Source organism: Vibrio sp. 03-59-1, assembly GCF_013114135.1.
In the GTDB taxonomy this organism is placed as follows: Bacteria; Pseudomonadota; Gammaproteobacteria; order Enterobacterales; family Vibrionaceae; genus Vibrio; species Vibrio cortegadensis.
Map to the genome: position 1 here is coordinate 35,780 of NZ_VTYA01000022.1, position 17,522 is coordinate 53,301.

A 17,522-nucleotide genomic window follows, 5' to 3' on the forward strand; every position below is an offset into this window, starting at 1 on the left:
GGTTTTTTTATGAATAGTAAAATTCTCGCATTAACCGCGCTCACTTTTGTCTCTGGCCAAGCTTTAGCTACGGATGTTCTTAACCATAAATCCCCTTACTGTGGTTGTTGTACAGAGTGGACTCAGCACATGAAAGACGCAGGTTTTAACGTCAAAGAGCAACTGCATGAAAACATGAATCCCGTAAAACAGAAGTTAGGGATCACACCAGAAATTGCATCTTGCCACACCGCTGAAATTAACGGCTATGTATTTGAAGGGCATATACCCGCTGAAGATATACAAGCATTTTTAGACAACCCACCAAAGAATGCCAAAGGGCTTGCCGTTCCAGGTATGCCGATGGGCTCTCCGGGTATGGAGTATGGACATAAACGAGATGAATACTCGGTGTATGCCTTCAACGAGAAGGGGCAAGTTTACGAATACCGTCATTATGAAGCAAAGAAGTAATTATTTCGATTAACCAAAAGGAGCCAGCAGATGTGTTGAGCTCCTTTTTTTGATCATAGAAGTGCCCACTTAGAGAGATATGAACCGATAAATGCCAGGTAAGAAGTGGTTATTGGATTCAATCTAGAAGCATTAACCTGATAAGCATTCGCTTTGTAGGAGAATAGAATTGACAACCTGAATGTGGACTAGCGACAATCATGATAATAAATAAGATTTGAATGGATGATAAATCGTGATTAAGGCTTCTAGAGTTCGTACGTTTTTACTTGGGATTAGTTTCTTTATTTCAGCTTTGGCTCATGCAGAACCTCTTTACTGGTCTGCAACTAAAGGAGATAAAGAGCTTATCATTCTTGGCTCTGTCCATGTGGGCAACGCATCTCTCTACCCTCTTCCTAGTTTTATCCTCCAATACTTAAAGCAGAGTGATGGACTTATCGTAGAAACGGATACGAGAAAGGATCATGGCATTCGCTACCCATCAACCACTATTACTAGTGAAGAGTTACTATCTAAAAAGCAGCAACAGAAACTAAAAACAATTGCACGCCAACTTGAAATTGCACCCGACCATCTACTTCAATCCCCACCGTGGGCAACGGCGCTGACTATCCAGGCGAAACAGTTTAAGCAACTTGGTTACTCTTCAGAATATGGCATCGATAACAACCTGATGATACAAGCCACACTGTCAGATAAGCCTGTTATCGGTTTAGAGTCGCTTCAATTTCAAATCGATCTCATCACTCAGTTACCAAATGGTGGAATTGAATTATTAGCCAGCGGGCTCGAAGAGTGGGATGACGGTGAGGATATTACACACTGCTTAATCAAGAGTTGGAAGGCTGGTGATATTGAAAATCTACAACAGCTGTCTGAAGAATCTGAAATAAACCACGTAATAAGTGAGCGATTCGTTTTTCAGCGCAACCATGACTGGGCAGATAAGCTCGATGGCGATCAACTCATTCAAGAAAAAGGGCGATATTTGGTTGTTGTCGGTACTTTGCACTTAGCGGGAGAGCGCAACTTGATTTCGTTATTAGAACGGAAAGGATTCGCCATTCATCAACGATCAAAAAGTACGCCCGCAGGCTGCGAGTTTTAGCCCTACGAGCCTTTTAGCCTTTTAGCCTTTTAGCCTTTTAATCATCTCAAGCTATACACCTGAAGCGATACTTCAAAATTATACGACAGAAACGAAAAAGGCCTTATCTTTCGATAAAACCTTTCTTAGTGCCGTCGGTGAAGAGCCAGATTTAAACTCTAGGCGAACCCCACTCTTGTTGCCTACCATCTCAAACCATACGTCTGAAACGAAAAAGGCCTTATCTTTCGATAAGGCCTTTTTCTTAATGTGGTCGGTGAAGAGGGATTCGAACCCCCGACCCTCTGGTCCCAAACCAGATGCGCTACCAAGCTGCGCTATTCACCGAGATGTTTATCTTTCATAAACTCGTTTGAACTAGGCGTTTTGCCTGTCAACGGATGCGTATATTACGGATTCTTAAGAGTTACGCAAGTGCTTTTCTTTGTTTTTTTAATTTTTTATTTCGTTCGCTCAGATAAGCACCAAAAAACGCTAGAGTGTGATTAAAAACACACCACAAGAAACATTCCCTTAACCTTAGCAACATTATTGATCCAGATCAGAGTGAACAACTTCTGAACACATTACTTTAAAGTCTGTCTACGAACTTTGGAGGAAACATGGACTTTTGGCTTGATCTCCTATTTGGTAATGCTGTGGGACTATCTTCAATGATAGTAATTCTTAGTGCTCTAGGTCTGATGCTGTTTTACGGCGGTTTCATCATCTACAAAGTTACGCATGACAAATCTCCTCACTAGCTCGCTTAGCCCTATTTAATCGCCACATTTATTTTTCTAAAAATGGCACCAATAAATAGATAATCGCTTTGCTCCGGAGTCGGTATGATACCCACTCCGGTTTTTTATTTCCGCCTTCGAAAACTTCTCTATCCGTCTGGTCCTTTTTCAATTTCAATTGATATAATTTCACTATGACTGACTAACTGAGATGCACTTATGTCTCAAGACCAAGATTTAGATCTGTTTCAACAGATGATGAGTGACGTAACCCCAATGGCTCACGATACTGCAGAGCACACCAAGGTTCATCAAGTCACCGAAGCCCAACTCGCTAAACGTGAAGCGGCGATATGGCTGACTGAAAGTGATCCTGAGTACCTCTCTCTTGATAATGCCACCATGCTTAAACCGGACGACATGATTGAATTTAAAAGAGATGGCGTCCAAGAGGGGGTATATCGAAAATTAAGACTCGGAAAATACCCTATTCAAGCTCGTCTTGATTTACACCGTTACACGTTGAAAGATGCGCGTGATGAGGTTGTTCGCTTTTTACGTCAATGTTTAAAGATGGACATTAGAACCGTTGTCATTGTACACGGCAAAGGCGAACGCTCTAATCCACCAGCATTAATGAAAAGCTACGTTTCAACATGGTTACAACAAATTAAAGACGTTCAGTGCGTTCATAGCGCACAACATTTTCATGGTGGGTTTGGTGCTGTTTATGTTTTATTGAGAAAAAGCGCAGAACAAAAACTCGAAAATAGAGAGCGCCATCAAAAACGAATGAGCTGATCCCAGCAATAAAACATCACGACTTTAAAGTTCGTGCTGATTTTTAAAGTTAGTGCTAAAATTGAACGAATCATCAAAGCAACTATCTCGGTAGTTGCTTTTTTAATCGTCCTAATTTCTTACCCAAACAATCGTTGTGAAACGCTAAGAGAATCTCATGTCACAAGAATCCCAAGCTAAACGTCTCAATAAATACATCAGTGAAACAGGTTTCTGCTCTCGTCGAGAAGCAGATAAACTGATTGATGCTGGTCGAGTTACTATCAATGGCACTATCCCTGAAATGGGCACGAAAGTGCTTCCTAGCGATGAAGTATGCATTGATGGTAAACCAGTAAAATCAAAAGAAGCCCCTGTTTATATTGCTCTCAACAAGCCGACAGGCATTACTTGTACCACTGAACGTGATGTTCCTGGCAACATTGTTGATTTTATTGGTCACAGGAAACGTATATTCCCTATTGGTCGCTTAGATAAACCATCTGACGGTTTGATCTTCCTAACCAATGATGGCGATATTGTGAACAAGATTTTACGCGCAGGGAACAATCATGAAAAAGAGTATGTGGTTCGTGTCGATAAACCGATCACTCAGCACTTTTTAGATAAAATGAGCTCTGGCGTTGAAATTTTAGATACTGTCACTCTGCAATGTAAAGTCACCAAAGAGACTCAATATTCATTCCGCATTACTTTAACTCAGGGCCTGAATCGCCAGATTCGCCGTATGTGTGAAGCGCTAGGTTTTGAAGTATTTAAGCTTCGTCGTGTACGCATCATGAATATCTCTTTAGATGGCATTCCTAACGGTAAATGGCGTTATTTAACGGATGATGAAGTGGCTGAAATTTTACTTATGAGTGAAGGTTCTAGCGGCACTGAAGAGGCTTCAAAAGTCGACGGCAAAGGACATCGCATCAAAAAAGCGACCGATGCAAAACTTTACGATGCGCGTCAACAGGCTGAGAACGCACCTAAGCATAAAATCTATAGTGGTCATGGTAGTGATGAATTCAGACACGCACCAAACAGCAAGCGCGGTTCTGGTCGTTCAAGTGAGGGCCGCTCAAGTGATGGGCGTTCAACTGGCGGACGTTCAGAGAACCGTCGATACTCAAATGATGATCGTAATGACAACCGACGTTCAAGCCGAGATGCAAATGGGAAGCGCGACTCACGTCCGAGCCATTCAGGGCAGCGCCCAAATAAACCCGCACCTAAAAGAGTCAGCGGTACGTTGAGCTTGAAAAAGTAATCTCATAAACTAATCTCATAGACATTGATAAAATCGCGGCGTATTCGTCGCGATTTTTTATTGCCTTTGGCTCAAATTGCTTTGACTCTAGTTGCTTTGACATCAATCGAATATCACTTACAAGTCACTTTATAAGCATAACTCAGCAAATTGACCACGAGTTAGTGCTGCCAAATCTTGTGGTGCTAATTCAATTTCTAGCCCACGCTTACCCGCACTGACACATATCGCAACCAAAGTTTCTGCGCTGCAATGAATAAACGTTGGCAGTGCTTTTTTTTGGCCTAGTGGGCTGATCCCCCCCACAACATACCCTGTTGTTTTCTGTGCAATGTCCGGATCGGCCATCTCTGCCTTTTTGGCTTTAGCCGCCTTTGCTGCTAATTTTAGATTGAGTTTTTGTGCTACAGGAATAACCGCAACCGCCAGGTTTTTTGGCTCTCCATTGATACAAAATAGCAATGTCTTGAATACCGTGTCTGGGTCTTGGCCTAATACTTCCGCCGCTTCTAACCCATAACTATTATGGTTTGGATCATGTTGATACTGATGGATTATATGAGGAACCTTTCGCTTTTTCGCGAGGTTAATTGCAGGAGTCATTCGTCTGTCCACAGGGTAAGAGCAAGAAATCATTGCTTGAATTTTAAATACAAAAAAGCGATGCCGAAGCACCGCTTTTAGTAAAAAATATCAGAGACTAAGAGTCAAACTCTTTCTCCTACTATTCCTTAATTACTTGTATACAATCTCGCCAGATGGTGCATATGCATTAACATCAACAGGGCTGTTCGCTTCTAAGTAATCTTTTAATACTTCAGCGTCAACAAAACCAGTATTTACGTAGCCTGGGTGACCTGAAATTTTAGGGTAACCATCACCACCAGCAGCGTTGTAACTTGGGATAGTGAAACGGTAAGTTTCGTCTAAACGTAACTGTTTACCACCGATGAATACATTAGATACTTCACCACCAGCAACTGTCATTGAAATACCAGCGAACTGAGCGTATGCACCAGAATCGATAGGCTTAGTACCTACAACATTTAGGTAGTCCATTACTTCCGCACCGTTCATGTCTACGTAAGTTAGGATATTTGCAAATGGTTGAACCGTTAGAACGTCTTTGTATGTTACGTCACCCGCTTCAATTGAGTCACGAACGCCACCAGAGTTCATTACAGAGAAATCTGCTTTTGCACGTTCCATGTGAGCCGTTGCAATCAGACGACCTAGGTTAGTTTGTTGGAAACGAACGACGTTACGGTCACCTTCAAGCTTGCCATTTGTCTCAGCAATCTTAATACCTAGCTGTTCTTGGCCTTGCTCTTGGAACGGACGTAAGAACTCAAGAAGCTCTTTGTCTTGTGCAATCTCTTCTTGGATAAGAACACGTTTCTTCTTGCCGTCTACCTTAATTTTTTTCTTAAGGTTAACAGGGATAAGATCATAGCTTACCATCTCTAGCTCGCCGTTACGGAATTCGTAATCAGCACGGCCTACGTACTTGCCCCACTCGTGAGCTTGAACAATGTAAGTACCGTTTTGCTCGTCTGGTTTACACTCGTCACCTGGCTTGAAGTTTTTCTTAGCAACGTTTGGACCTTCCATACATACAGGCTCTTGAGAGTGACCACCAACGATCATATCCAGAGAACCTTCATCTAAGTAACGAGCTAGAGCTACATCACCAGGAGCGTTAACACCACGTTGACCATCTTCGTAGTGGCCCATGTGTGTTACAGCAAAAATTAGGTCTGGTTTTTCAGTCTCTTCAAGTTCAGCGATCAGTTTTTTCGCTTCTTCTTTAGGGTCACGGAAGTCAACACCGCCGATGTATTCTGGGTTACCAATTTTCGCTGTATCTTCAGTCGTTAAACCGATAACGGCAATCTTGATACCTTGCTTGTCGAACATTTGGTAAGCTTGGAAAAGACGCTCGCCCGTTTCTTTATCGTAGATGTTCGCAGAAAGCATTGGGAAATCAGCCCACTCTTTCTGTTTGAATAGAACTTCTAATGGATTATCAAATTCGTGGTTACCCAGTGCCATCGCATCGTAACCAATTTTAGTCATACCTTTAAAATCAGGTTCTGCATCTTGAAGATCTGACTCAGGTACACCAGTGTTGATATCACCACCAGAAAGAAGCAACACGCTACCGCCTTCAGCACGTACATCGGCGCGCAACTCATCGATAAGCGTCTTACGAGCAGCCATGCCGTACTCGCCATATTTATTCTGCCAAAAACGACCGTGGTTATCATTAGTATGAAGAACCGTTAGTTTGTACGTTGTATCTGCATTCCAGTCGTGTGTTGGTTCAGATGCACAACCACCAAGAGTTGCAAGAATAGCTGCGCTTAACGCAGTCTTTAGAATAAGGCTTTGCTTCATTGTCATACCTTTTGAACGGTTAGGGGTCCACTACTTTATAAATAGGCTTACAGACAAAATATTACAAATAGACTGTATCTGCTTGAAAGACCTATAAAACATGAACTAGTTTAAATTAACAGAGTCCAAGTAACATTTTGTTTTCATATTAATGTCGAATCAATCACACTAAAAAGATAATATCGGTGTAATAGCTGTGGTTACTTGCACTTAAGGTTAAATAAGATCACAGGCAAACGTTTTACTGTGAGATCGACGATTACGTTGAAAAATGAGAGGAGAAACGCTTAATAAGCATAAAGATCACCTCGCTACACTCGTCTAGTTAAGCAGATAGCAAAAAGGCCAACTCTCGTCAGCCTTTTAAACACACAATATCAGATTAAATTACTTAATATCGATATCCGCAAAACTCTTGATCAGGTCATCTAGCGATTTCATTTGAGCCAAGAATGGTTCTAGTTTATCTAGAGGCAGCGCTGAAGGGCCATCACACATTGCTTTATCTGGGTTAGGGTGAGCTTCAATGAAGAGGCCAGCAATACCTGTCGCCAAACCGGCTTTCGCAAGCTCAACAGTTTGCTCACGGCGGCCACCAGATGCAGCACCTGATGGGTCACGCATTTGCAATGAGTGAGTTACATCAAAGATGATAGGGCTACCATTTGATGATTTTTTCATCACGCCGAAACCAAGCATATCAACGACTAAGTTGTCATATCCCATGCATGAACCACGCTCACATAGAATAATGTTTTCGTTGCCACACTCAGCAAACTTATCAACAATATTACCTACTTGATTTGGGCTCATGAATTGCGGTTTCTTCACATTAATCACAGCGCCTGTTTTTGCCATCGCTTCAACAAGATCGGTTTGTCGTGCTAAAAATGCAGGTAATTGGATCACATCAACCACATCGGCAACCACTTGTGCTTGCGCTTCAGTGTGAATATCCGTGATAATTTTAACGCCAAAAGTATCTTTCAACTCTTGGAAGATTTTCATCCCTTCATCAAGGCCCGGGCCACGGTATGAGTGTACTGAGCTGCGGTTCGCTTTATCAAAAGAGGCTTTAAATACGTATGGGATGCCAAGCTTTTCCGTCACTTTTACGTAGTGCTCACAGATTTGCATCGCTAGATCGCGAGATTCTAAAACGTTCATGCCCGCAAATAGGGTGAATGGTTTGTCGTTGGCTACTGGAATATCACCAATATGAACTGTTTTCTGTTCCATTATCTTCTCTCAAAATTATTAGGTAGTTAACATTCATGTCTAATGAATGGTAATTGAACTTTCACTTAATGCATTAACTTGAGTCTTTAGTAACTCAGACGCAGGATCATCAGGGCACTGATCAATAAAGTATTGGTAATCGGATACCGCTATCTGATGGCAATCTAACTGCTGATAAATAAATCCACGATCGCGAATCTCATATGGGTCATCTGGAACAAAGCTTAGCGCAAGATCCGTGCACCTTAATGCTAATGTATAGCGCTCTTCACGCAACAAAGCACTCTTTAACAATGCAAGCCAACGTCCAATGACGGTTGGGTTGTCTGCTGTATTGAAATGTTCAGGCTCTAAATTAGCTAATGGGCCATCATGCCCAATCAGCCACGCTTTAAGTGTATGCTGTGCAACGAATTCACCATTATACGGATTAAGATAAACGGGGGTCTCTTCAGGCCATGTGACTTTAATTAAAAACTGAGTTGGAAAAGTGACGCCTTCGATAGGGAAACCCAACTTTCGCCCAAAAAAGAGTAGCAAAGAACCTAGACTAACAGGTACACCCTTGCGACGCTCAAGCACTTTATCGATAAACGCATTTTCGGAAGAGAAATACGCCTCTCTATCACCGCTAAAGCCCCAATCAGAGTAGAAAATATTCAGAAAGGATTCAAAGTTCTGCTTATCACTGACTTCATGATTCAGACAGTTTTTGGCCTCTTTAACCAAGCGCTCTAGTTCTTCTTCAGCCCAATTAACCTGAGTTTCAGGATTTACCGCTTTATTTAAAACTAAAGCACCTTCAACCAATTCCATATTATCGAAATCTTCATCAAATAAATTAAGCATACTTTATTACCCAAAGATAGTTGGCGTTTTCGTCATCGCAATCTTTCCTGCCATTGCTAGCCAGCCTAGAGCACCAAAAAATGAGAATGAACGCAGCAATTTATTACGGCCTAATCGTAGTGCAAAAAATCCCAACGCGATATAGATCATAACGCAGGTTAATTTTTCAGTTAACCAAGGCGCTTCAGGTGTGAAAGGGATAAAGCCTGTAATTGCAATCAGTGCAAAGCCAGAGAGCAGGAGCAGAGAGTCATTGATATGAGGAAAACGTTTTAGAAAACCATGCTCAAGTATTGGAGAGTTCGCCATCATCAAAAAGTAGCGAACGGAAAGTAAAACGGCACTAATACCAATCGTCAGAAGGTGAAAGTGTTTTAGAGCTTCGTACATATTATCTCTCTTATTGTTGGCTCTTATGACAATATTTGCTCAGCGGCAAAGATTGTCGCTCTAGGGGCTATTTAATATTACGACCTAAAGTCACTCTATCATTGCCACCGTAATCTTGTTCTGTTGTGACATCACAATAGCCAAGATCGATCATTATTTGTCGAACCGCTTGTCCTTGATCGTAACCATGCTCAAAAACCAACCATGCATCTTTTTCCATATAATCAATAGCATGGGTGGATATAAACCGAATATCAGCCAAACCTTCATCTTCAGCAACAAGTGCTGTTATGGGTTCAAAGCGAACATCACCTTGAGTTAAGTGCGGATCATTTTCTTCAATGTAGGGCGGGTTCGAAACAATTAAAGCAAACTTCATGCCGTTATCAATCGGTTCAAACCAACTGCCATGGCGAAAAGTCGCATTTAAAAGATTAAGTTGTTGCCCATTATGAGTCGCAAGCTGTTGCGCTTCAGGTCGCAGATCGACCCCGATGACTTGTCGATTAGGTAACTCTGACGCTAAAGCTAATGCTATCGCCCCTGTACCGGTTCCTAAATCGAGAATGGCACCTTGCTGTTTGAAGGTTTTATCCAGAGCAACTTCAACTAATCTTTCGGTATCAGGCCTGGGAATTAAAGTGGAAGGTGATACTTTTAATGGCAGAGACCAGAACTCCCTCTCCCCGACAATATAGGCAACAGGCTCGCCTTTTAGTCGCCTTTCAACAATACGATTGAACTCAATCCACTGTTCATCGGTTAGCGTTTTTTCAGGCCAAGTCAGTAAATATGAGCGAGGTTTATCGAGTGCATGGCAAAGTAACACTGCCGCATCAAGAGAGGGCGAATCACTGCCGCTCTCTTGAAACTGGCTAATGGTAGCTTTAAGCACATGTTCGATTGTGCGGTTAGCGTTCATTAATTCTGCGTCACCAACAATTAATGGTTATCAGCTAATGCAGCAAGTTGATCGGCTTGGTGCTCTGCCATTACAGGATCAACCAAGCTTTGTAGATCGCCTTCCATCGTTTCTGATAGGCGGTAAAGTGTCAGGTTGATACGGTGATCAGATACACGACCTTGTGGGTAGTTATAAGTACGAATACGGTCACTACGATCGCCTGAACCAAGTAGGTTACGACGAGTATCAGAGACTACCGCAGCACGACGAGCTTCTTCAGCTTGAATAATACGAGCCGCAAGAACAGCCATCGCTTTGGCTTTGTTTTTATGTTGTGAACGCTCATCTTGGCACTCAACAACCGTACCCGTTGGAAGGTGGGTAATACGAATAGCAGAATCTGTCGTGTTAACGTGCTGACCACCCGCACCCGAAGAACGGAAAGTATCAATTTTCAGATCGCTTGATTTAATCTCTGGTAAATCTGCTTCTGGTACTTCAGCCATGACAGCAACGGTACATGCAGAAGTGTGTACACGACCTTGAGATTCAGTCTCTGGTACACGTTGAACACGGTGACCACCAGATTCAAACTTCATAGTACCGAACACGCCATCACCGCTTACTTTAGCGATCATCTCTTTGTAACCACCCTGCTCAGACACGTTGCAGCTCATCACTTCTACGCGCCAGCCTTTCTTCTCAGCAAACTTTGAGTACATACGGAACAAGTTACCCGCAAAGATACCCGCTTCATCGCCACCCGCACCGGCGCGGATTTCTAAGAAACAGTTACGCTCATCGTTTGGATCTTTCGGTAGCAACAAAATTTGCAGTTCATCGGTCAATTTTTCAATAGCCGCTTTTGCTTCTTTGATCTCTTCCTGAGCCATTTCACGCATTTCTGCATCATCTTCATTGGCCATCTCTTCAGCTGCCACAAGATCTTCTTGTGCTTGCTGGTAAGCTTGGAAGCACTGAGTCACTTCTTCTAGCTGGGAGTACTCTTTCGACAAAGCACGGAATTTGTTTTGGTCACCGAGAACATCAGGGTCACCAAGTAGATGCTGAACTTCTTCATAGCGTTCAACTAGGCTTTCAAGCTTTACTAGAATCGAGGATTTCATACTTCTCTTACTTCTTATGAGTCTTAGCTAGGGTCATCAAGACCCAGACTTTGTCTAATGACTGTTAATTTTGCTGGTTCACCTTGCTCGGCTGCACTTTGTAACGCGCGAGTGGGAGCATGGATCAATTTGTTCGTTAACTTATTACTAAGTTCTAGTAATACTTTCTGTGGATCATTTCCAGCCTCAAGAGACTGCAAACTTTTATTTAAAAGTTCTTCTCGAATCTCATTCGCCGACTTCCGAAAATCTCGAATACTATCGACGGCTTGCAACGAGCGCATCCACGTCATGAATATCGCGCTTTCTTCACTAACAATAGCTTCTGCTTGGATAGCTTCCACTTTTCGCTGTTCAAGATTACTTTCAACGATGGATTGTAAATCATCAACCGTATAAAGATAGGCATCATTTAAATCCCCTACCTGCGCTTCTACATCACGAGGAACGGCAATATCTACTAATAATATTGGTTGATGCTTACGAGCTTTGAGCGCCGTTTCTACCATCCCCTTCCCTATGATAGGTAAAGGACTCGCGGTAGAACTAATCACAATATCGGCTCGCGGTAAATAATCAGGGATATCCGGTAGCCCAATAATATCTGCTCCGAACTCTTCCGCTAAACTTAACGCTCGTTCACGAGTACGATTAGCAACAATCATATTGGTACAGCCATTACTCGCTAAATGTTTCGCGACAAGTTCTATAGTTTCACCGGCACCAACCAGTAATACTGTAGAGTCAGCCAATGATTCGAAAATTTGTTTCGCTAAAGTACAAGCAGCATAAGCCACGGAAACAGCACTTCCGCCAATTTCAGTTTCTGTCCGAACTCGTTTCGCAACAGAGAAAGATTTTTGGAACAATTTTTCCATTGAAGCGTCAACGGCTTTTAATTCTCTCGAATCAGAAAAAGCCTGCTTAACTTGACCAAGGATCTGCGGTTCACCAAGTACTAAAGAGTCTAATCCACACGATACCCGCATCAAGTGCTTAATCGCCGCTTGCTCTTCGTAAATGTATAAACTTGGTTTTAGTTCTTCAGGACTAATATCATGAAAGTTAGAAAGCCAATCAATAAGCTTATTCTTTGTTGCGGCTTTTATATCGCAATAAATTTCAGTTCGATTACAAGTGGAAATGATAACACTTCCGTTTACATTCTCATTTGCACCTAGCTGCTTTAACGCTTCCGTCAGTTTATCGGGGCCAAATGCGACTTTTTCTCGCAAATCTACCGAGGCTGTATTGTGATTAATACCAATAGCAAGCAAGGACATGAATTGAAGGTTCTCTGATCAAGATACATAAATAAGTGGCGAATTTTACTTGATGGAGGGATCTATTTAAAGGGCAAGGAGGATTTGTTTTACTGAGTTCGTGAGTTCAATGCTATAGTTGCCCTGCTTTCTTCCCATTTTTGAGCAAGTTGTGAGCAAACATGATCAAATTTCGCCAAGCCCTTAGCCTATTTTTTGCAAGTCTTCTTCTTTTTGGGTGTTCCAGCATTCCAGAAACAGTCACCAGCGTTGAGTGGCAATCTCATCAATCGAAGCTAAAACAGATAACCAGTTACAACATTACGGGTAAACTCGCCTACATATCTCCACAGCAGAGACAAAGTCTGAATTTTCAGTGGAAACACTCAGAGAAGCTTAGCCATCTACGATTAACCACATTTCTGGGGCAAACAGCACTCAATTTGACGATCACCCCTCAAGGGGCAAAAGTAGTCACTTACGACGACGAAACCTTTACTGGAGAGAGTGCCACACAATTAGTTTATAACCTTACAGGGTTGATGATCCCAATCGATCATATGCCACAATGGTTACTTGGCTTACCTACGGGAGCTGACCAGTTTCAGTTAAATGAGACCAACACACTAGCCTCTTTAAATAAAAAAGTGGGCCTTCGTCAATGGCAACTCGAATATCAAGCTTACAAGGAAACTACTAACTTAGCGGAAAATTCCGATGTAAATCCGCGTCCTTTACCGTCAAAATTAAAATTTACGCAAGCCGATACCACCATCAATATTGTTGTGTCTAAATGGAAAATTACGGAATGATAACCAAACAAACCTCTTGGCCATCCCCTGCCAAATTAAACCTCTTTCTCTATATAACAGGTCGTAGAGACAATGGTTACCATGAATTGCAGACCCTATTTCAATTTGTCGATTTTGGTGATGACCTATTAATTACTGCAAATAACTCAGCTCAAATTACCATTACCCCAGAAATCAAAGGGGTGGCGACACAAGATAATTTAATTTGGAAAGCCGCTACAGCACTACAAGAGTATGCTTCATGCTCGCTTGGGGCTGACATTATTTTAAATAAAATCCTTCCTATGGGAGGCGGAATCGGTGGTGGATCTTCAAATGCTGCAACCGTCTTAGTTGCCCTCAATTATCTTTGGGGTTTAGACCTTTCTGATGAACAACTTGCAGAGATAGGTTTGAAATTGGGCGCAGATGTACCTGTATTTGTTCATGGCTATGCTGCTTTTGCAGAAGGTGTAGGCGAAAAACTGGTAAAAGCGGAACCAGAAGAAAAATGGTATTTAGTGATCAAGCCCCAAGTTAGCATTGCAACGGTAGACATATTCACGCATGAAAAATTAATTAGAAATACGCCAAAGCGAGCCTTGACAACGCTTCTAAGCGAAAAATACGAAAACGATTGCGAAAAAATTGTTCGAATGCTGTACCCAGAGGTTGATAAGCAACTTTCTTGGCTGTTACAATACGCGCCGTCGAGATTGACAGGAACTGGGTCCTGCGTATTTGCTGAGTTTGATAGCAAACAAAACGCTGAAACTGTTCTAGAAAAACTTCCTGACACTGTCTCTGCATTCATTGCAAAAGGTCGAAACACTTCACCTTTAAAAGAGACACTGGCTGAATATAAATCAGCCCAAACCCAATCTATTTAAAACTGGACGCAACCGAGGTTTCCACCGTGCCTGATATGAAGCTATTTGCTGGTAACGCAACACCTGAACTAGCCCAACGTATTGCTGATCGTCTATACATCTCTCTAGGAGATGCTACTGTTGAACGTTTTTCTGATGGCGAAGTCGCTGTTCAAATTAATGAAAATGTTCGTGGTAGCGATGTATTCATCATTCAATCAACTTGTGCACCAACCAACGACAACTTAATGGAGTTGGTGGTAATGATTGACGCAATGCGCCGCGCTTCAGCTGGCCGTATTACTGCTGTAATCCCATACTTTGGTTATGCCCGTCAAGATCGTCGCGTACGTTCTGCTCGTGTACCAATTACTGCAAAAGTTGTTGCAGACTTCCTTTCTAACGTTGGTGTTGACCGCGTTCTAACTATCGACCTACACGCAGAGCAAATTCAAGGCTTCTTCGATGTACCTGTTGATAACATTTTCGGTACTCCAGTTTTACTTGAAGACATGGCAAACCGTGGTCTAGAAAACCCAGTAGTGGTTTCTCCTGACCTTGGTGGCGTTGTTCGTGCTCGTGCAACTGCGAAAGCCCTAGGTGATATCGATATTGCGATTGTTGACAAACGTCGTCCACGCGCAAATGTTTCAGAAGTAATGAACCTTATCGGTGATGTTGAAGGTCGCGATTGTGTCATCGTTGACGACATGATTGATACTGGCGGTACATTATGTAAAGCAGCAGAAGCACTGAAAGCACGTGGAGCGAAGCGCGTATTTGCTTATGCGACTCACGCTGTATTCTCAGGCAGTGCCGCAGACAACATCGGCAACTCTGTGCTTGATCAAGTTATCGTAACTGACTCAATCACAATGACTAAAGAGATGGAAGCTACAGGCAAAGTAACCACACTTAGCCTTTCTCGCATGCTAGCTGAAGCTATTCGTCGTATCAGCAACGAAGAGTCAATCTCTGCGATGTTTAGCAATTAATCCTTCTTTGGTTTAATGAATATAAAAACCACCTCAAACATGAGGTGGTTTTTTTATATATGCGAGGGTTTTGTGACTCTCGCCCCTTAAGCATTTTCTATGCTACTATACGGCGCTTTTTGAAATTCCTGAGAGATCCTAACCTTGAGCCAACAAATAAAACTTCTCGTCGGACTAGCGAATCCTGGTCCTGAGTATGCCAAAACTCGCCATAATGCGGGTGCTTGGGTAGTAGAAGAGTTAGCACGTGTACATAACGTCACTCTGAAGAATGAAGCTAAATTCTTTGGGTTAACGGGTCGCATCATGGTGCATGGCGAAGATCTTCGCTTACTGATCCCAACCACTTTTATGAATTTATCTGGTAAATCTGTTGCCGCACTGGCGAAGTTCTACCAAATTAAGCCGGAAGAAATAATGGTCGCTCATGATGAGCTAGACTTACCTCCCGGCGTAGGAAAATTTAAAAAAGGTGGTGGTCATGGCGGTCATAATGGCCTGAAAGACATCATCAGTAAGCAAGGGAATAATAAAGAATTCTATCGTCTCAGGCTCGGCATTGGCCATCCTGGGCATAAAGATAAAGTTGCAGGTTATGTGTTAGGCAAAGCTCCCGCTAAAGAGCAGGAGTGTATAGAGGCCGTAGTGGATGAATCAGTACGCAGCCTCGACATCTTATTAAAAGATGGCCTGACCAAAGCACAAAATCGCTTACATACGTTCAAAGCTGAATAAGGTTATTATCATGGGTTTTAAATGTGGCATCGTTGGTCTACCAAATGTAGGTAAATCAACTCTGTTCAACGCGCTTACTAAAGCTGGTATTGAAGCGGCAAACTTTCCGTTCTGTACTATTGAACCAAACACTGGTGTTGTTCCAGTTCCAGATCTTCGTTTAGACGCTCTGGCGAAAATTGTAAACCCAGAACGCATCTTACCAACAACAATGGAATTTGTTGATATTGCAGGTTTGGTTGCTGGTGCTTCAAAAGGTGAAGGTTTAGGTAACAAATTCCTAGCTAACATCCGTGAAACAGACGCAATTGGCCACGTGGTACGTTGTTTTGAAAATGAAAACATCATTCACGTTGCAGGTAAAATCTCACCTCTTGACGACATCGAAATCATCAACCTTGAGCTTGCTCTTGCCGATTTAGATAGCTGTGAACGTGCTTTACAGCGTAATGCTAAAAAAGCAAAAGGCGGTGACAAAGATGCGAAATTCGAAATAACTGTACTAGAAAAGCTACTTCCAATTCTAACTGAAGGCGGAATGGCTCGTACAATCGAACTAACAAAAGAAGAACTTATCGCCATTGATTACCTAAACTTCCTAACACTTAAGCCTACGATGTACATCGCAAACGTAAGTGAAGACGGTTTTGAGAATAATCCATACCTGGATCTTGTGCGTGAATTCGCAGCAAAAGAAAACAACGTAGTAGTTCCAGTGTGCGCTGCTATTGAATCTGAGCTTTCTGAATTAGATGACGAAGATCGTGAAGAGTTTCTAGCGGATATGGGAATCGAAGAACCGGGTCTTAACCGCGTAATTCGTTCTGGCTACGAACTTCTAACACTGCAAACCTATTTCACTGCTGGTGTTAAAGAAGTTCGCGCATGGACTATCCCTGTTGGCGCAACAGCACCACAAGCTGCAGGTAAGATCCACACTGACTTTGAGAAAGGTTTCATTCGAGCTGAAGTTGTCGGTTATGACAACTTTATCGAATTTAACGGTGAGAGCGGAGCTAAAGAAGCGGGTAAATGGCGCTTAGAAGGCAAAGATTACATCGTTAAAGATGGCGATGTGGTTCATTTCCGTTTCAACGTATAAATTGTAATGTACGAATTATCGTCAAATTGATTAATGATAAGAAGCCAACGTTCGCGTTGGCTTTTTTTTATCTCTTTTTCTATTGAAAAGAAAACCGTTAATTTAGAGTTTAGATCCGTTTTTGTTGGTGGTTTTTGATCACAAATACGTCTCTTTGTTTAAAAAAAGGGCGAACAGTCCTTTAAAACGTATTTATTCAAAAAAACTATTGACGGGTTTAGCTCAACTACGCATAATGCGCCCCGTTCTCAGCGATAAGGCAACGATTCAACGAGAGCAGAAAAATTGGAAATGGCTACTTAGCTCAGTTGGTTAGAGCACATCACTCATAATGATGGGGTCGCAGGTTCGAATCCCGCAGTAGCCACCATTTTTCATTTAAAGAATTACAACGTTATATTGAATGACCAATATCGATATAACTATAAAGATTTGCTGCGGTCGTGGCGGAATTGGTAGACGCACCAGATTTAGGTTCTGGCGCCGAGAGGTGTGAGAGTTCAAGTCTCTCCGACCGCAC

At 42.3% G+C, this 17,522-nt stretch carries 18 protein-coding genes and 3 tRNA genes; 12 read left to right on the forward strand and 9 right to left on the reverse strand.

Going from position 1 to position 17,522, the window contains the following annotated elements:
* Positions 1-9 precede the first annotated feature (9 nt).
* Positions 10-453: a DUF411 domain-containing protein gene (locus F0249_RS17720; RefSeq protein ID WP_017053319.1), complete on the forward strand. Its 444-nt coding sequence runs from the start codon at positions 10-12 to the stop codon at positions 451-453.
* A gap of 238 nt (positions 454-691) precedes the next feature.
* Complete coding sequence (locus F0249_RS17725; RefSeq protein ID WP_171757372.1) at positions 692-1,564, forward strand: TraB/GumN family protein; 873 nt, start codon at positions 692-694, stop codon at positions 1,562-1,564.
* 250 nt (positions 1,565-1,814) lie between these two features.
* On the opposite strand, the gene F0249_RS17730 is transcribed toward F0249_RS17725, so the two are convergent.
* Positions 1,815-1,891: transfer RNA gene (locus F0249_RS17730), tRNA-Pro, on the reverse strand.
* A 275-nt stretch (positions 1,892-2,166) separates the two neighbouring features.
* On the opposite strand from F0249_RS17730, the gene F0249_RS17735 reads away from it, so the two are divergent.
* The 3 genes from F0249_RS17735 (at position 2,167) to rluF (ending at position 4,342) form a co-directional block, all read left to right on the forward strand.
* On the forward strand, positions 2,167-2,307 hold the full coding sequence (locus F0249_RS17735) for a DUF3149 domain-containing protein (protein WP_017054223.1): 141 nt from the start codon (positions 2,167-2,169) through the stop codon (positions 2,305-2,307).
* 198 nt (positions 2,308-2,505) lie between these two features.
* Positions 2,506-3,087, forward strand: a complete 582-nt coding sequence (smrA, locus tag F0249_RS17740; protein ID WP_113795367.1) for a DNA endonuclease SmrA — start codon at positions 2,506-2,508, stop codon at positions 3,085-3,087.
* A 157-nt stretch (positions 3,088-3,244) separates the two neighbouring features.
* Complete coding sequence (gene rluF / locus F0249_RS17745; RefSeq protein ID WP_171757366.1) at positions 3,245-4,342, forward strand: 23S rRNA pseudouridine(2604) synthase RluF; 1,098 nt, start codon at positions 3,245-3,247, stop codon at positions 4,340-4,342.
* A gap of 129 nt (positions 4,343-4,471) precedes the next feature.
* Here rluF and ybaK read toward each other — a convergent pair whose 3' ends face one another.
* From ybaK to hemA, 8 genes are all read right to left on the reverse strand, one after another.
* A complete protein-coding gene (ybaK, locus tag F0249_RS17750) occupies positions 4,472-4,945 on the reverse strand; it encodes a Cys-tRNA(Pro) deacylase (RefSeq protein WP_017054220.1) in 474 nt (157 codons plus the stop codon).
* A gap of 132 nt (positions 4,946-5,077) precedes the next feature.
* The gene (gene ushA / locus F0249_RS17755) at positions 5,078-6,739 is read right to left on the reverse strand and encodes a bifunctional UDP-sugar hydrolase/5'-nucleotidase UshA (RefSeq protein ID WP_171757367.1); all 1,662 of its coding nucleotides are present in this window, start codon (positions 6,737-6,739) and stop codon (positions 5,078-5,080) included.
* A gap of 387 nt (positions 6,740-7,126) precedes the next feature.
* Positions 7,127-7,978, reverse strand: coding sequence for a 3-deoxy-8-phosphooctulonate synthase (gene kdsA, locus F0249_RS17760; protein WP_017054218.1), 852 nt, complete (start codon positions 7,976-7,978; stop codon positions 7,127-7,129).
* A 39-nt stretch (positions 7,979-8,017) separates the two neighbouring features.
* Complete coding sequence (locus F0249_RS17765; protein WP_171757368.1) at positions 8,018-8,827, reverse strand: SirB1 family protein; 810 nt, start codon at positions 8,825-8,827, stop codon at positions 8,018-8,020.
* Positions 8,828-8,833: 6 nt separating this feature from the next.
* Complete coding sequence (locus tag F0249_RS17770; RefSeq protein WP_017054216.1) at positions 8,834-9,217, reverse strand: SirB2 family protein; 384 nt, start codon at positions 9,215-9,217, stop codon at positions 8,834-8,836.
* Between the two features lie 67 nt (positions 9,218-9,284).
* A complete protein-coding gene (prmC, locus tag F0249_RS17775; protein ID WP_171757369.1) occupies positions 9,285-10,139 on the reverse strand; it encodes a peptide chain release factor N(5)-glutamine methyltransferase in 855 nt (284 codons plus the stop codon).
* 20 nt (positions 10,140-10,159) lie between these two features.
* Positions 10,160-11,248, reverse strand: a complete 1,089-nt coding sequence (gene prfA / locus F0249_RS17780) for a peptide chain release factor 1 (protein ID WP_017054214.1) — start codon at positions 11,246-11,248, stop codon at positions 10,160-10,162.
* A 23-nt stretch (positions 11,249-11,271) separates the two neighbouring features.
* Positions 11,272-12,531 carry a glutamyl-tRNA reductase gene (gene hemA / locus F0249_RS17785; protein ID WP_017054213.1) on the reverse strand — a complete coding sequence of 420 codons (1,260 nt, stop codon included), beginning with the start codon at positions 12,529-12,531 and terminating at the stop codon, positions 11,272-11,274.
* Positions 12,532-12,692: 161 nt separating this feature from the next.
* Here hemA and lolB point away from each other — a divergent pair, with 161 nt between their 5' ends.
* From lolB to F0249_RS17820, 7 genes are all read left to right on the forward strand, one after another.
* The gene (gene lolB, locus F0249_RS17790) at positions 12,693-13,322 is read left to right on the forward strand and encodes a lipoprotein insertase outer membrane protein LolB (RefSeq protein ID WP_171757370.1); all 630 of its coding nucleotides are present in this window, start codon (positions 12,693-12,695) and stop codon (positions 13,320-13,322) included.
* Positions 13,319-14,191 (forward strand): 4-(cytidine 5'-diphospho)-2-C-methyl-D-erythritol kinase, encoded by an 873-nt coding sequence (gene ispE, locus F0249_RS17795; protein ID WP_171757371.1) that lies wholly within the window; start codon positions 13,319-13,321, stop codon positions 14,189-14,191. The genes lolB and ispE overlap by 4 nt, the downstream gene beginning before the upstream one ends.
* Before the next feature lie 26 nt (positions 14,192-14,217).
* Positions 14,218-15,165 carry a ribose-phosphate pyrophosphokinase gene (locus F0249_RS17800; protein ID WP_017054210.1) on the forward strand — a complete coding sequence of 316 codons (948 nt, stop codon included), beginning with the start codon at positions 14,218-14,220 and terminating at the stop codon, positions 15,163-15,165.
* Between the two features lie 144 nt (positions 15,166-15,309).
* On the forward strand, positions 15,310-15,900 hold the full coding sequence (pth, locus tag F0249_RS17805) for an aminoacyl-tRNA hydrolase (protein WP_017054209.1): 591 nt from the start codon (positions 15,310-15,312) through the stop codon (positions 15,898-15,900).
* Between the two features lie 10 nt (positions 15,901-15,910).
* Positions 15,911-17,002 (forward strand): redox-regulated ATPase YchF, encoded by a 1,092-nt coding sequence (gene ychF, locus F0249_RS17810; RefSeq protein ID WP_113795374.1) that lies wholly within the window; start codon positions 15,911-15,913, stop codon positions 17,000-17,002.
* A gap of 293 nt (positions 17,003-17,295) precedes the next feature.
* Positions 17,296-17,372, forward strand: a tRNA-Met gene (locus F0249_RS17815).
* 67 nt (positions 17,373-17,439) lie between these two features.
* Positions 17,440-17,521 (forward strand) — tRNA-Leu (locus F0249_RS17820).
* Position 17,522 lies beyond the last annotated feature (1 nt).